General features: G+C 65.5%; 13 protein-coding genes. 6 read left to right on the forward strand and 7 right to left on the reverse strand.

Annotated elements, in window-relative coordinates:
- The first annotated feature begins 384 nt into the window (after positions 1-384).
- Positions 385-1,356, forward strand: a complete 972-nt coding sequence (locus tag ACTHQX_RS06235; protein WP_440156296.1) for an NAD(P)/FAD-dependent oxidoreductase — start codon at positions 385-387, stop codon at positions 1,354-1,356.
- A gap of 30 nt (positions 1,357-1,386) precedes the next feature.
- On the opposite strand, the gene ACTHQX_RS06240 is transcribed toward ACTHQX_RS06235, so the two are convergent.
- Positions 1,387-2,235 carry an alpha/beta fold hydrolase gene (locus tag ACTHQX_RS06240; protein ID WP_440156298.1) on the reverse strand — a complete coding sequence of 283 codons (849 nt, stop codon included), beginning with the start codon at positions 2,233-2,235 and terminating at the stop codon, positions 1,387-1,389.
- A gap of 189 nt (positions 2,236-2,424) precedes the next feature.
- Here ACTHQX_RS06240 and ACTHQX_RS06245 point away from each other — a divergent pair, with 189 nt between their 5' ends.
- Positions 2,425-3,375 (forward strand): cation diffusion facilitator family transporter, encoded by a 951-nt coding sequence (locus ACTHQX_RS06245; RefSeq protein WP_440156299.1) that lies wholly within the window; start codon positions 2,425-2,427, stop codon positions 3,373-3,375.
- A 22-nt stretch (positions 3,376-3,397) separates the two neighbouring features.
- Here the strand turns inward: ACTHQX_RS06245 and ACTHQX_RS06250 are convergent, their stop codons facing one another.
- Positions 3,398-3,934 (reverse strand): hypothetical protein, encoded by a 537-nt coding sequence (locus tag ACTHQX_RS06250; RefSeq protein WP_440156301.1) that lies wholly within the window; start codon positions 3,932-3,934, stop codon positions 3,398-3,400.
- A gap of 410 nt (positions 3,935-4,344) precedes the next feature.
- On the opposite strand from ACTHQX_RS06250, the gene ACTHQX_RS06255 reads away from it, so the two are divergent.
- Positions 4,345-4,959, forward strand: a complete 615-nt coding sequence (locus tag ACTHQX_RS06255; protein ID WP_440156303.1) for a carbonic anhydrase — start codon at positions 4,345-4,347, stop codon at positions 4,957-4,959.
- Between the two features lie 41 nt (positions 4,960-5,000).
- Here ACTHQX_RS06255 and ACTHQX_RS06260 read toward each other — a convergent pair whose 3' ends face one another.
- Both ACTHQX_RS06260 and ACTHQX_RS06265 read right to left on the reverse strand, forming a co-directional pair.
- Positions 5,001-6,242 carry an NAD(P)/FAD-dependent oxidoreductase gene (locus tag ACTHQX_RS06260; protein ID WP_440156304.1) on the reverse strand — a complete coding sequence of 414 codons (1,242 nt, stop codon included), beginning with the start codon at positions 6,240-6,242 and terminating at the stop codon, positions 5,001-5,003.
- A 43-nt stretch (positions 6,243-6,285) separates the two neighbouring features.
- A complete protein-coding gene (locus ACTHQX_RS06265) occupies positions 6,286-6,510 on the reverse strand; it encodes a hypothetical protein (protein WP_236808603.1) in 225 nt (74 codons plus the stop codon).
- A 226-nt stretch (positions 6,511-6,736) separates the two neighbouring features.
- On the opposite strand from ACTHQX_RS06265, the gene ACTHQX_RS06270 reads away from it, so the two are divergent.
- Positions 6,737-8,197, forward strand: coding sequence for an MFS transporter (locus tag ACTHQX_RS06270; protein WP_440156305.1), 1,461 nt, complete (start codon positions 6,737-6,739; stop codon positions 8,195-8,197).
- Here ACTHQX_RS06270 and ftsW read toward each other — a convergent pair.
- Entirely contained in the window at positions 8,194-9,429 is a 1,236-nt protein-coding gene (ftsW, locus tag ACTHQX_RS06275) for a putative lipid II flippase FtsW (RefSeq protein WP_440156306.1), read from the reverse strand. The two genes, ACTHQX_RS06270 and ftsW, sit on opposite strands and share 4 nt — an antisense overlap.
- A 372-nt stretch (positions 9,430-9,801) precedes the next feature.
- Between ftsW and ACTHQX_RS06280 the strand changes: the two genes are divergently transcribed.
- Positions 9,802-10,422, forward strand: coding sequence for a dihydrofolate reductase family protein (locus ACTHQX_RS06280; RefSeq protein WP_440156308.1), 621 nt, complete (start codon positions 9,802-9,804; stop codon positions 10,420-10,422).
- Here the strand turns inward: ACTHQX_RS06280 and ACTHQX_RS06285 are convergent.
- A complete protein-coding gene (locus ACTHQX_RS06285) occupies positions 10,419-11,732 on the reverse strand; it encodes an aspartate aminotransferase family protein (protein WP_440156310.1) in 1,314 nt (437 codons plus the stop codon). The genes ACTHQX_RS06280 and ACTHQX_RS06285 overlap by 4 nt on opposite strands.
- 143 nt (positions 11,733-11,875) lie before the next feature.
- On the opposite strand from ACTHQX_RS06285, the gene ACTHQX_RS06290 reads away from it, so the two are divergent.
- Positions 11,876-12,511: a dihydrofolate reductase family protein gene (locus ACTHQX_RS06290; RefSeq protein WP_440156312.1), complete on the forward strand. Its 636-nt coding sequence runs from the start codon at positions 11,876-11,878 to the stop codon at positions 12,509-12,511.
- 114 nt (positions 12,512-12,625) lie between these two features.
- Here the strand turns inward: ACTHQX_RS06290 and rhaS are convergent, their stop codons facing one another.
- Entirely contained in the window at positions 12,626-13,723 is a 1,098-nt protein-coding gene (rhaS, locus tag ACTHQX_RS06295) for a rhamnose ABC transporter substrate-binding protein (protein ID WP_440156314.1), read from the reverse strand.
- Positions 13,724-13,737 lie beyond the last annotated feature (14 nt).

Below are 13,737 nucleotides of genomic sequence, written 5' to 3' on the forward strand. Positions count from 1 at the left end.
AAGCGCCGGCCTACCGGGCTGAGGCCATGGGTGGCGAGCAGCGCTGGTTGGCCCAAATGGCCCGCGCCAACGAGGCGGTGGGATGGCGGTGCTCCCGTCCAACCCTGTCTGCCCGGCCGGCTGCAGGGCGCATTTCTTGTGGCCAACGGCCTGTGGCCGCTGGTTCATCTGCCCAGTGCAGCCGCTTGCCCGCGATAGTAAGTGTGCTTAGTATATTGTGTCATTGACGCGGTATGCAGATTCCGTTCCGTTAGCTCCCGCAACAGGGCTCTTCGACCCGCTGGTCCACGACCGGCGCCGAGCCGAGGAGGGGCATGTCCTCCTGCCGTGGGGGATTCGGCTCCTTCGCGGGTACACATGCAGGCAGCGAAGTTAGGGGATTGCATGACATCGCCAAAGATCTATGACGTTGTGGTGGTCGGTGGAGGAGCGGCGGGCCTCAGCGCAGCCGTGACTCTTTGCAGATCGCTGCGTTCCGTCCTGGTCATCGACGCCGGGCAACCAAGGAACGGGCGTTCTGCTGGTCTGCACGGATTCCTGTCCCGTGAGGGTCTGCCACCTGAGGAGCTTCTCGCTGCCGGCCGCGCGGAAGTGCGGGCCCACGGTGGCCGGATTCTGCAGGGACGAGTCGTCTCGGCCCGCGGAGAAGGGGGCGTTTTCACCATCGAGGTGCAGGACCGGCAGAGTCTGCGTTCGCGGCGGCTGCTCATCGCTTCCGGCTTTGAGGATGAGCTGCCCGAGGTGCCCGGCCTCAGGGACCGATGGGGCCGGGACGTGCTGCACTGCCCGTACTGTCACGGCTGGGAGATTCGGGACAGGGCCATAGGAGTACTCGCGACAGAACCGGCCGCGGTACAGGAGGCGTTGCTCTTCCGGCAGTGGAGCGGGCACATCATCCTCTTTCAGCACCTTTTGGAGGACCTGGATCCGGGTGAATGTGAACAGCTTGACGCCAGGTCGGTCCACGTCGTCCAAGGCACGGTTGCGTCGCTGGAGCTGGCAGGAGACGCCCTCGCCGGAGTGCGTCTGGCGTCGGGTCAGGTTGTGGCTTGTGAATATCTCGTTGTGAACCCCAAGGCTAAGACGGAGTCGTCACTGCTGCAGTCCCTCGGGCTGCAGCAGGCAGGCCAGGCCGGGCAAGGCAGCCACGTGAACACAGACGGCGTGGGCCTGACGGCCGTGCAAGGCGTGTGGGCCGCCGGCAACATCTGCGACCCCACGGCGCAGGTAATAACGGCAGCCTCGGCAGGCGTGAAGGCTGCCACCGCCATCAACGCTGATCTTGTCGAGGAGGACACCCGGCGGGCGGTAGAGGCCGCCAGGCGAACCGCTTCCCCCAAAGCGACCCTGGCTTAGGTTGTGCCCAGTTCCGGAGCGGTCTGCGGACTAAAGGTTATAGGGAGCTCGTAGCAGCTGCGCGAGTTCTGCCGGGTGGGTGGCTGGCCACCAGTGCCCGCCGTCGACAGGGATGACGGTGAGGTCAGGCACCCAAGGCCTTAGTCCCGATGTCAGGTGCGGTGACAGGAAAGGATCCTTGAGCGGGACCACCACACCCACGGGCACGCTGATCGGCGTGGGGGCCGTTACCTTGCCCGCAGGGAAGCGGTTGCTGCGGTAGAGGGCCAGCCCGCGGCGGGGGTTGTCATTGACGCGGCGTCCTGCCGCCTTTTCGTAGAGACGGGTGAGGAACAGGCGCCACGCAGCTTCCGGCAGCACCGGGATCTGGAACGCGGCAATGTAGCTGGAACGAAGCAGCTGCGCTGCCAGCTGGGGCCAGCCCCTCAGGGTGCGGGCACGAGAACGCATCCAGTGGAGGAAGTGCCCGAGGTCGGGCCCGGAGATGCTGGTGAATCGGGAAATGAGACCCGATGCACGGGGTTCCTGGATAGCCGCCCAGCCCTGGACCGATCCCCAGTCGTGGCCCACGAGGTGAACGTTGACCGCATCCGTGAAGGCCAGAACAGCGAACAGGTCATCCACCAGGGTGTCCACAGTGAAGTCACCAGGCGCTTGCTTCACGGAGGATAACCCGGCGTTGCGCGTGTCGTAGGCGATCACATGGTGGGTGACGGCCAGCTCGGCGATTACCGGAAGATACAGCCGGTGGTCATCTGGGTATCCGTGCACGAGGAGCAGTGTGGGCGCGCCGCTGGCAGGAGGCGGACCGTATTCGAACACGGCCAGCTCCGCTCCGGCGGACAGGACAGTACTGCGGCGTTCCTCCGGTGCCTGCATCTGCCCACCCTACAGCTCCTCCGGTGCTTGCCCGGAGCGAAAATGAGCAGCTGAATATGACCCGTCGCGAACTGCCAGCTCTGTTTACCTACGGGCCGGCGCTACGTACTGGTCAGTTGATACCAGCGGGATTCCAGGCCCGTACTACTGCCAAGGCATCATTTCCGTCCGGGTGGGTACGGTATCCCCATGGCGGCATCCGAGAAGCGAAAAGAGCCGAGCTCCACACTGCTGACTGTTATCATCGCGTTTACGGCGAACGCCGTTATTGCTGCGGCCAAGTCGGTGGCAGCGGTGCTCAGCGGATCCGCCTCCATGACCGCAGAAGCCGCGCACTCCTGGGCGGACACCGGCAACCAGGTGTTCCTCTTCATGGCGGAACGGCGCTCCCGACGCCCCCGGGACAAAAGCCATCCGATGGGCTACGGCCGGGAAGCCTATGTCTGGTCGATGTTCGCTGCTTTCGGGCTCTTCACCGCAGGGGCTGTGGTGTCCATCATGCACGGCATCCAGCAGCTCATCGAACCGGAGCCCGCGTCCGACTTCCTGGTGGCGTACGTGGTCCTGGCCGTGGCCTTTGTTCTCGAAGGAGTGTCGTTTGTCCAGGCTTTCCGGCAGACCCGGGAGGCAGCCCGTGAGCTGGAACGGAGCACGCTGAAGCAGGTCCTGATCAGCTCCGACCCCACCCTCCGCGCGGTGTTCGCGGAGGATGCTGCAGCGCTCGTTGGCCTTGTGGTCGCGTTTGCGGGCGTGTTCTTGCACCAGGTCACCGCATCGCCCCTGCCGGACGCGGTGGGCTCGATAGTCGTCGGCGTTCTGCTGGCGGTTGTTGCCATTGTGCTGATCGACCGCAACCGGCGGTTCCTGGTGGGCCAGGGCGTAACCCCGGACATCGAACGTTCCATGGCCCGGCGGGTGCTCGAACACCGGGACGTGGCCCGGCTCACCTACCTCCACCTGGAGTTCGTCGGCCCCCGCAAGCTGTACGTCGTGGCGGCGGTGGACCTGCAGGGCGACCACCCGGAACACGAAGTAGCCGTGGCCTTGCGCAGAATCGAGCGCGAGCTGGAGGACCACGAAACGGTGGAGGAAGCCGTGCTGACGCTGGCGACTCCGGACGAAACTGCCTTGTGCTTCTAATCGCTAGACCTTGCGGATGCGATCAGGCCTTGGCCCGCGGCAGCACCAGCATGTAGCCGGTCGGCAGTCTGCTGCTCCAGCGCCGCGGCTCGCGGACGACGAACTGCGTCGCCAGTTGCTTGGGCGTGAGCAGGGTGTTGGGCGCGGGGGACGGTCCCCACTTATCGTCGCCGTACGGGTAGAGCGGATCTTGGACCCGAATGCCAGTGACTGAGAACTCCGGGAACTGGCCAGGATCGCCGAGCGACTTGAAGCCGCTCATCACCCATACGTGACGACCTCGCCACATGACCAGCCCGACCGGCCGGCCCGTGTCGGCGATGGCACTCGCAGCGGTCCGCAGCGCTTCCCCGTAGTCGGCGACGCTGACGACGTCGTACGGCCCCATTCCGGCCTCGTTCAGCACCTTCGCCCAACCCAAGGGGTTGGCACCGTTGAACGAGTTGGACGACCGTGCCCGGGCCATCTCCCACAGCTCGCCCTGATGAACGCGGTCAGCCCACGTGCGGGCCCCCGACTCGTCGATCAGGTTGTGCATGATCTGGATGCTTGCCGCCACACACCATTCAAAGGTGTACTGCGGAACGAAGTCCCCCTCCTGATAGAGGTTGAGAGCGAACGCCTGCGGCGTCGGGGTCGGCCTGGGAACCGATGTCGGGGTGGGGGACTGGGGCCGGCGCGTAGCGGGGATGCCATCGCGTGCGGCTGGCGGGGCCGAGGAGGTCTGGACCGGTCGATCAGTGGCAGCCACATCGGGTCTGATAGCGGGCGAGCAGGCCGAGACGAGGGTCGCTAGGCTGACGAACCAGGCCAGAAAACGGAGCTTGGCACCGATCATGATCAACCCATTTTATAGCGGCGTGACGAGGCTGTGTCGAGCAGGGGATGGACAAGAGTGCTGCAAGGGCTCTTTAGTTTTCGCCGGGCGGCTCCCCCTTCCCGACGGGGACGCCTCGTAAAGTAAACAGGGTGAGCAACAGAGTCAGCCCGTACGATGCCTGGCAGCGCCTCCTTGACGGTAATGAGCGTTTCGTCTCGGGAGATTCAATGCACCCGAACCAGAACGCCTCACGGCGCAGCGAGCTGGTGAACACCCAAAGCCCGTTCGCGGTGATCTTTGGCTGCGCGGACTCCCGGCTGGCCGCTGAAATCATCTTCGACGTCGGACTTGGCGACGTCTTCGTCGTCCGAACAGCGGGCCACGTGATCGACGACGCCGTTCTCGGCTCACTCGAATACGCCGTCTCGGTGCTCCACGTCCCGCTGATAGTCGTCCTCGGGCACGACAACTGCGGCGCCGTCACGGCCGCCAAAGAGGCTGTGGATACTGGCGAGCTGCCCTCAGGCCACATCCGCGACCTGGTTGAGAGGATCACACCCTCGGTGCTGAGCTCCTTGCGTGAGGACAAGACGGACGTTAATGAGATGGTCGTCGAACATGCCAAGCAGACCGTGCGCCGGCTGCTGGACAGTTCACGGATGATTTACGACGCCGTGGACAATTACTCCACCGCGGTGATCGGCGTCGCATACCGGCTCGAAGAGGGCCGGGCGCAGCTCGTATCCACATCCGGGGTCCTCTAAGGCCCGCTCGGCAGCGCCGGGCAGGATGATCGTGCAGGCGCCTAGTCGGGCCTTCCGACAACGACGTGTGACGGGCTGTGGGTGACGTACCCCGTAAGCCAGGAGGAGAGTGCGCGGATCTTCTGCTGGGTACCGGGAAGCAAGGCGAGGTGAACCCCGAGCCAGGAGAGAAACGCCAATGGTCCTTGGAGCTGGATGCGTTTGCGGCCCAGTTCGGCCACTGCTGCGCCACGGCCGACCATGGCCATGTAACCCTTGTCCCAGTAGGCGAAAGGCTGACGGGTGCCGCCGGTCAAGTCAGCATGGATGTTGCGGGCGGCCCATTTTCCGGACTGTTCAGCAACAGAGCCGAGCTGGGGCAGTTTGGCTCCAGTGGCATCGGTGATGTTGGCGGAGTCACCCAGGACGTAGACGCCCTCGGTGCCGGGCGCCGTCAGGTCCGGCAGCACGTCGATGCGTCCGCCCTTCCCCTGCGGGAGCCCTGATTCGGCGATGACTTTTCCGGCCTTCAGGCCCCCGGCCCACACGACGATCTGAGCGGGAATGATGGTCCCGTCCGCCAGCGTCACGCCGTCCGTCCGGACCTCCGTAACGCCCTGTCCCATGTGAAGCTGTACCCCGAGTTTTGTCAGCCGGTCCCGCGTGTACGCCTGCGACTTGGCCGAGAAGGGCATGAGCACGTTCGGCAGCATATCCACAAGATGGACGCGGCACCGGGCTGCCAGCCCGGGTGAAAAATACTTGGGCACCAGGTACTTGATGTTCTCGGCGAGGGCGCCGGCTGTCTCGACACCGGTGGGGCCTCCGCCGACCACGACCACCTCTGCGCTGCCGGCCTTCGCGCGGTCCGCCTGGTCCAGGGCTGTAGTAAGGGCAGTGCTCAGGCGCGTGGCGTCGGCCACTGAGTACAGCGGATAGGCATGCTCTTCGGCGCCGGGAGTGTCGAAGAAGTTCGGCACTGCGCCTGCGGCAACCACCAGGATCTTCGCCTGGTAGCGGGATCCGTCCACGGTGGTGACGGTACGGGTGGCGGAATCAATCGCCGTCACCTCCGCGGTGAGGACCCGGACACTTTCGGTGCTGCGGAACACGGACCGCAGTGGCCGGGCCACCGCGGACACGCCAATCTGCGAAGCAGCCACCTGGTACAGGAGGGGCTGGAACTGGTGGTAATTGTTGGCGTCAATAAGGAGGACCCGGATCCCCTTGCGCCCAAGCTGCTCAGCTGCTGTCATGCCGGCAAACCCGCCGCCGACCACGATCACCTGATATGTATCGTCCATTCGTGCAACATACCCTGCCAAGCATCGCTGCAACAGGGCACCGCTAGTGCAGAATGGCGCTGATCTCCGCCCGGACCAGCCGCTCCGCCAGTTCGCCGAGGTCCAGGTTCAGGACGGCTTTGAGGGCGCGTGCCATGTTGGGGGCAGCGGCAAGGAATTCGGCCAGGCCCGGATCAGATTCCAGCTCCCGCCCAAGCTTTTCCCTGACCTCATCGGCTGTCCAGTGGCTGTCGGTGTGCTGACTGGTGAGCACTGTCTTGGCATTCATGGCCCTGCCCTTCGTTCGCCCCTTGCATTGGCTCTGCCATGTACGACAATGCCGGGCAGGGCTCAAGAATCGGTCAGGAGGGAGGCCAGATTTGGACAGGTTTCAGCCAAGTTTTCCTAAAGGCCTTTCCCGGGACTAATTCGGCGCCTGGCACAGTTATGCGTCTGGGGCCGTCACCGGGCTCCGCGGACGCACCTCGCTTTGATGACAACGGGAAAGAGATTAAATGACGACGACGACTCCCGAGGGAGTGGGCTTCCGTTCCCGGCGGGGACCGATCCTCATCGCCCTGATGCTGGCGACGGGCCTGGTGGCGATCGATTCGACGATCGTTGCAACGGCGGTGCCGTCGATCGTGGCTGACGTCGGCGGATTCACCTCCTTCCCGTGGCTTTTTTCGGCCTATCTGTTGGCGCAGGCAGTCTCGGTGCCGGTCTATGCGAAACTCTCGGACGTCGTCGGCCGCAAGCCGATCATCCTCAGCGGCATCGGACTTTTCCTGCTCGGTTCTATCCTCTGCGGAGTGGCCTGGAGCATGCCGGCCCTCATCGCGTTCCGTGTGCTGCAGGGCCTGGGCGCTGGAGCAGTGCAGCCGGTGGCGATCACCATCGCCGGCGACATCTACACCCTGACCGAGCGGGCAAAGGTGCAGGGCTACCTCGCCAGCGTGTGGGCGGTGTCCTCCGTCGTTGGCCCCACGCTTGGGGGTGTCTTCGCCTCACTCGGCATCTGGCGCGGCATCTTCCTCGTGAACATTCCCCTTTGCCTGCTCGCAGGGTGGATGCTGGTCCGGACGTTCCACGAGAACGTCGAGCGGGCGAAGCACCGGGTGGACTACCTGGGGGCGACGCTGCTGACAATTTCGCTCAGCCTGCTCATCCTTGGTGCCCTCGAAGGCGGCCAGGCGTGGGCCTGGAACTCGTCGATCAGCATCGCCGTCTTCGCTGTCGGAGCCCTCTTGTTCGCCGCGTTCCTGCTTGTCGAGAGGAGGGCAGCGGAGCCTGTCCTCCCGCCCTGGGTCGTGTCCCGGCGCCTACTGGCGACGACGGCGCTGATCTCGTTCGGCGTCGGTGCAGTCATGCTTGGCCTCACCTCCTACGTTCCCACGTTCCTCGAAGGGGCACTCTCGACCTCCCCGATTTTCGCGGGACTCGCCCTGGCTGCACTGACCATCGGCTGGCCGATCAGCGCGTCCCAGGCGGGCCGGTTCTATCTGCGGATCGGGTTCCGGAGGACCGCCCTGATCGGCGTTACGGTCACGGTCATCGGCACAGGCGTCCTGGCTCTGACTGCCTCGGCACCCAACATTCTGGTGGCAGCGGCGGGTTGCTTCGTCGTCGGACTTGGACTGGGGCTGGTAGCGACCCCGAGCCTCATTGCCGCCCAGTCCAGCGTCGAGTGGAACGAGCGCGGCGTAGTCACCGGCACTAATCTTTTTGCGCGATCGATCGGCAGTTCCATCGGCGTCGCCATTTTCGGCGCAGTTGCCAACGCCATCTACGCCGGCGCCCCGGGCGGCGTCAGCGATCCGCAGACCATCGTGTCGGCGTCGAGCGCTGTGTTCCTGGCTGTACTGGTCTGTGCGGTACTCACCGTTGTTGCCGTCGTCGCGATGCCTGCCGCGGACGCTAAGAGCACGACCCCCGACGCGGCGGCCAAGGCCAACGCGGCATCCTCACCGGATTAGGACCGTACCCTACTCCGGTGTACCGCTTGCCGCGGCTTCTTCGGACGAGCGGCCTGAACGGGCTGAGGGCGGGTGACAGCCAGGACCATGCCGATGCCGGCCAGGGAAGAAACCATCGCTGAGCCGCCGTAGGAGATGAACGGCAAGGGCACGCCGATGACCGGGAGCAGGCCGGTGACCATGGCGATGTTCACCACGGCCTGGCCAATGATCCAGGTGATGACGCTGGAGGAGACAATGCGGGCGAACGTGTCCTGGGTGCGGGCTATGACCTTGAATACAGCGATGCCCAGGACTGTAAACAGCACGAGCACCAGGAGAGTTCCAGCCAGGCCGAGTTCCTCGCCGAGGATGGTGAAAATGAAGTCGTTGTGGGCTTCGGGGATCCAGTTCCATTTCTGCCGGCTTTGCCCCAGGCCCACCCCGAACCAGCCGCCCGAGGCCAGGGCGTACTGGCCGTGCAGCGCCTGGTAGCCGACCCCCTGGGAATCGTCCGTGGACCCCGCGCCGAGCCAGGATGAAATGCGCCCGACGCGGTTGCCGCTGGTGGCGGCCAGGATGAGGGCCAACATCGCGCCGAGAATTCCGGCGACGCCGAAGACTTTCATCCGTACCCCGCCGTAAAACATCGTCGCGGCGAGGATCATCATGATGATCATGGCCGTGCCCAGGTCGTGGCCGAGAACGACGAATCCGATGATGATGACGCCGGCCGGCACGAGCAACGGGACGACGGCGTGCCTCCACTCGTGCAGGAGAGCCTGCTTGCGGGTCAGGACCGCGGCCGCCCAAACAATGAGGGCGAGCTTGGCGAATTCGGAAGGCTGGACGGTGAACCCGCCGAAGCCCAGCCAGTTCCGGTTGCCGTTCACCGTCATGCCCAGGGGCGTGAACACCAGGCCGAGGGATACGACGGCGGCCCCCAGCAGCGGCCAGGCAAGCCACCGTATGTGCCGGGTCCGGAGCCGGGCCAGGCCCAGCATGAGCGCCACCCCGGCTGCCGTCCACATGGCCTGCTTGAGCGGAAGGTCGTACGGGTTCTTTCCGGCTGCCACCGACTCCACCGACGACGCCGAAGCGACCTCGATGAGGCCGAGTGCGGCCAGAACCAGTACAACCGCCAGGATGACCGGCCGGGTGCGGTCCCCGGACTCGTCGCCGAGCCAGCGTCCGATGCGGAGCAGGACATCGCTGCGGCCCGTCATTTTGCTCGGCGAATGCGTGGCGGTCATTTGCTGATCACTTTTTCCTTCCCTCGGGCCGGCCCTGCTCCGGGCCGTTCCGGGAAGGAGAAACCCACCGGGGAGAAATCATACGTCCTTGTCTGCGGGATCAGGTGTTTCGCCGGACACGGGGTCGCCGGACACGGGTCATCCCAGGTAGAGGTGCCAGCGCCGTGGCTGCCGTAGCGGGGAGCGGAACAGAACTGCTGGAGGTCTGCGACCAGCCGGAAGTACCTTTCGGATTCGAGGGCTGCGAGCGCCGTGTCATACGTGTCTTCTCATGCGCAGGGCCATTGGGCGCTGTGCCGTGGGTGTCTATGCTGATGCTTGCAAGCAAGCTCACCGCGAGGCGACGGCGGTCGCCCTGAGGAGGCCAGAACAATGACAGAACCCGTGGGCAAGGTGGTCTGCGACATCACGGTCACGGCAGACGGATACTCGGCCGGGCTCAACCAGACCGAGCAGCGCCCGTTCGGGGACGACGGCGGCGACGGCTTCGGCGGCGGGCTGCACGCCTGGATGTTCGAAACTCCCGACGAGAACCGGGCGGAGATCGACCGGATCGTTGCCGCCAACGCATTCATCATGGGGCGGAACATGTTCGGCCCGGTACGCGGAGAGTGGGACCGGCAGTGGAATGGCTGGTGGGGCGACGATCCGCCCTTCCACGCCCCGGTGTTCGTGCTCACGCACCACGCCCGCGAACCCCAACCGATGGACGGCGGCACCACATTCCACTTCGTCACCGACGGCATCGAGTCGGCGCTGGCCCGGGCACGTGCGGCGGCCGGCGACGGCGATGTGGCGATCGGGGGCGGCGCCACAACCATCAACCAGTACCTGGCCGCTGGCCTCATCGACGAGCTGCGCGTACACATTGCGCCGCTCACGTTCGGCGCCGGCACGCGGCTGTTCGAGGGCGTCCCGCCGCTGAAGCTCGAGCAGGTGGAATCGCGGGCAGCGAGCCTGGTCACGCATGTGACCTACCGTGTGCAGGTTTAGCCCAGATACGCGTCTGCCACAGACAATGCTTCGTCCAGGATCGCCACGCCCGCGGCCGCATCGGCGTCGGACACGTTGAGGGGTGGGGCGACATTGACGCGGTTGCCCTGAACCAGCGGCAAAAGCCCCCGGTCCAGGCACGCCCTGGCGACGGCGATGATGGGCGCGATCTCAGCGGCTGTGCCGCCCGCGGGTACGAGCGGCTCTTTCGTGTGCCTGTTCCGGACCAGCTCCAGGCTCCAGAGGCCGCCGATACCCCGGACGTCCCCGACAGACGGATGCTTCCCGGCAAGCTCCCTGAGCCCCGGCCCGAGGATGTCGGCGCCTAAGCGGGCAGCTGCCGCCGCGGTCCCTTCCTCGTGCATCGCATTGATCGCGCCGACGGCTGCTGCGCAGGCCAGGGGGTGGCCGCTGTAAGTCATGCCCGCCGGGTAGGGACGTTTGGTGAACGCATCGTAGATTTGGTCGCTGACCAGCACGCCGCCCAGTGGAACGTACCCGGAGTTAACCCCTTTGGCGAACGCCATCAAATCTGGTGCCACACCAGCATGGTCCACACCGAACCACGCTCCGGTGCGGCAGAAGCCCACCATCACCTCGTCGGCGATGTAGACGATGCCGTGGCGGTCGCACAACTCGCGGACCCCGCGAAGGTAGCCGGGCGGCGGCGCGATGACCCCCGAACTGCCAACGACTGATTCCAGGACCAGGCCCGCGATCGTCGACGGTCCTTCCAGCAGGATCACCTGTTCGAGATGGGCCAGCGCCCGCTCGCACTCTTCCTCCGGCGTGCTTGATCCGAAGGCCGATCGGTACAGGAAAGGACCAAAGAAGTGGACGGCACCCGCCGTGCCCGTGTCCGAGGCCCAGCGCCGCGGGTCGCCCGTGAGATGGATCGACGTCGTGGTCGAGCCGTGGTAGGACCGGTAGGCGGCGAGCACCTTGGGCCGTCCCGTGAAAAGGCGCGCCATCCGCACAGCATGCTCGATGGCCTCGGTCCCGCCCGTGGTGAACAGCACGTGCCCGAGATGCTCCGGCGCGACTTCTATGATCAGCCGGGCCGCCTCGCCCCGCACATCTGAGGCGTGGCCGGGAGCGAGCGTGCACAGCCGGTCAGCCTGCTCCTTGATCGCTGCAACGATGCGCGGATGCTGGTGACCGAGGTTGGTAAACACCAGCTGCGAGCTGAAGTCCAGGTAGCGCCGTCCGTCAACGTCGACGACGTGGCTCCCGGAGCCGCCGATCAACGTCGGCACCTCGCGCGGCCCCTGCACAACCCAGGGATGGAAGACCAGGTCGTCGAGATTCATGACATCACATTGGCACCTTCCGCGGGCACTTTCCAGAGCACTGCTTGTACGGCTGATCGCTGCGTGGATAGCATTGCCGGCACGGGCGTCGACGGCGCAGCATCCCAGCCGCTCCTGGCGTCGCTCAGGCGGAGGAGACGGCCATGGGCGAATCAAGTGCAGAAACGTCATCAGCGAGCCTGATGGTCGACCTCATCATCTCCCTGGACGGGTATGCCTCGGCCGAGGGATGGCCCGGCTGGTGGGGACTGGAGGGGCCGGAATACCTCGCGTGGCTCGAGCAGGAGGGGGAGAAGGGCTACACCTTCCTCCTGGGAGCGAACACCTACCGGGTGATGTCCAGCATGTCAGGGGAGGCCGCCGCCGCGGCCTCGGAATTCTCCAAAGACGAAGGAGCCGCCCTGACCGGCCTTGCCGCCGTGCCGAAGGTGGTCTTCTCCTCCACCCTGCAGGCGCCCCTGACGTGGCCCAACTCCGAGCTGGTCACCACCGACGCCGTCGAGTCCGTGAAGGAGATGAAACGGACCGGGACAGGGCCCTTGTGTACCCTCGGGAGCCTTAGCCTGTGCCGGTCACTGCTGACCGCTGGCCTCGTTGACCGGTTCAGGCTGGTCGTTTTCCCGGTGATCACGGGCCGCACCGGCCGGGAGCGGATCTATGACGGCTATCCGGACGTCTCGCTCGAGATGGTGGACAGCAGGACCTTCGACGGCAGGCTCCAGCTGCTCGAGTACCTCCCCACGGTCCTCAACGGCCCGCCGGGCAGCGGGCCGAAGTGAGTCGGGCCGAATGAGTAGGTCCGACGTGAGCCGGCCCACGCCCGGCCCCGAACGAGTCAGTTCACGGCAGTGGCCCGGGAGAGTGCATCCAGCACCGCCAGGGCCAGCCGCCATCTAGAAGTTGAACTTGTCCACGTTGTCTGCGGTGAAGACCGTCGGGTCCCCGAGCAGGACCACGCCGTTGGCTCCGACCTCGAATTCGCCCAGGTCGCCGGCCTTGAACTTTTCGCCTTCCGCGCCGGTGATCTGGCCGGAAGCGAGGGCCGCGCCGGCGTAGGCCGTGAGGTAGCCGAGCTTCTCGACGTCCCACAGCGCGAACGACTTCATGGTGCCGTTCTTGACGAATTCCTTGAGCTGGCTGGGGAAGCCGAGCCCGGTGAGCTGCACCTTGCCCTTGTACTCAGAGCCGGACAGATACTGCGCAGCGGCCGCCACACCGACTGTGGTGGGGGAGATGATGCCCTTGAGCGTGGGGTGCTGCTGCAGCAGCGCCTGGACTTCCTGCTGTGACTTCTGGGCGTTGTCATCGCCGTAGACCGTGGCCACCAGCTTCAGCTTGGAGTACTCGGGCTTTTCCAGTTCTTTCTTCATCAGCGCGATCCAGGCGTTCTGGTTGGTCGCGTTGGCTGTGGCCGACAGGATGCCGATATCCCCGCCGTCGGCTCCGATAGCTTCGGAGATGAGCTTGACCTGCGTGGCGGCAATGCCCTCCGCCGTCGCCTGGTTGATGTAGATGTCGCGGCACTCGGGATCGGTGTCGGAGTCGAAGGTGACCACCTTGGCACCGCCGTTGCGCGCCTCGTCCAGGGCCGAACAGATGGCCTTGGGGTCGTTGGCCGACGTCGCGATGACGTCCGTTCCCTGCTGCGTGAGCGTGTTGATGTAGCTGACCTGGCTGGAGGCACTGGCCTCGGACGGCCCGACCTCCGAGAAGACTCCCTTGAACTCACCGACGGCTGTCTTCCCGCCGCGGTCCGTGACCGTGAAGTAGGAGTTGTTCAGCTGCTTCGGCAGGAACGCGATCTTCAGGCCCTCCTTCAGCGGTGCATCCGGATTCGCTGATGCGGACGCGCTGGCTCCGCCCGCGCCGCCGGTGGATCCTGAGTTGACCGTCGTGCCGCCACAGGCCGTGAGCGCCAGGGACAGTCCCGTAACGAGGGCGACGACGATCGGCTTGGCCCGGCGGGCCCCCGGCTTGGAGCTGAGTTTCATTGTTTTGCCTTTCA

It is taken from the genome of Arthrobacter sp. SAFR-023, assembly GCF_051965295.1.
In the GTDB taxonomy this organism is placed as follows: Bacteria; Actinomycetota; Actinomycetes; order Actinomycetales; family Micrococcaceae; genus Arthrobacter.

Coding starts and splice junctions, on each gene's coding strand:
- ACTHQX_RS06285 (WP_440156310.1), bottom strand. CDS start 11,732: ATGAATCTCGACGACCTGGTCTTCCATCCCTGGGTTGTGCAGGGGCCG.
- rhaS (WP_440156314.1), bottom strand. CDS start 13,723: ATGAAACTCAGCTCCAAGCCGGGGGCCCGCCGGGCCAAGCCGATCGTC.
- ACTHQX_RS06265 (WP_236808603.1), bottom strand. CDS start 6,510: ATGAATGCCAAGACAGTGCTCACCAGTCAGCACACCGACAGCCACTGG.
- ACTHQX_RS06280 (WP_440156308.1), top strand. CDS start 9,802: ATGACAGAACCCGTGGGCAAGGTGGTCTGCGACATCACGGTCACGGCA.
- ACTHQX_RS06270 (WP_440156305.1), top strand. CDS start 6,737: ATGACGACGACGACTCCCGAGGGAGTGGGCTTCCGTTCCCGGCGGGGA.
- ACTHQX_RS06260 (WP_440156304.1), bottom strand. CDS start 6,242: ATGGACGATACATATCAGGTGATCGTGGTCGGCGGCGGGTTTGCCGGC.
- ftsW (WP_440156306.1), bottom strand. CDS start 9,429: ATGACCGCCACGCATTCGCCGAGCAAAATGACGGGCCGCAGCGATGTC.
- ACTHQX_RS06245 (WP_440156299.1), top strand. CDS start 2,425: ATGGCGGCATCCGAGAAGCGAAAAGAGCCGAGCTCCACACTGCTGACT.
- ACTHQX_RS06235 (WP_440156296.1), top strand. CDS start 385: ATGACATCGCCAAAGATCTATGACGTTGTGGTGGTCGGTGGAGGAGCG.
- ACTHQX_RS06290 (WP_440156312.1), top strand. CDS start 11,876: ATGGGCGAATCAAGTGCAGAAACGTCATCAGCGAGCCTGATGGTCGAC.
- ACTHQX_RS06240 (WP_440156298.1), bottom strand. CDS start 2,235: ATGCAGGCACCGGAGGAACGCCGCAGTACTGTCCTGTCCGCCGGAGCG.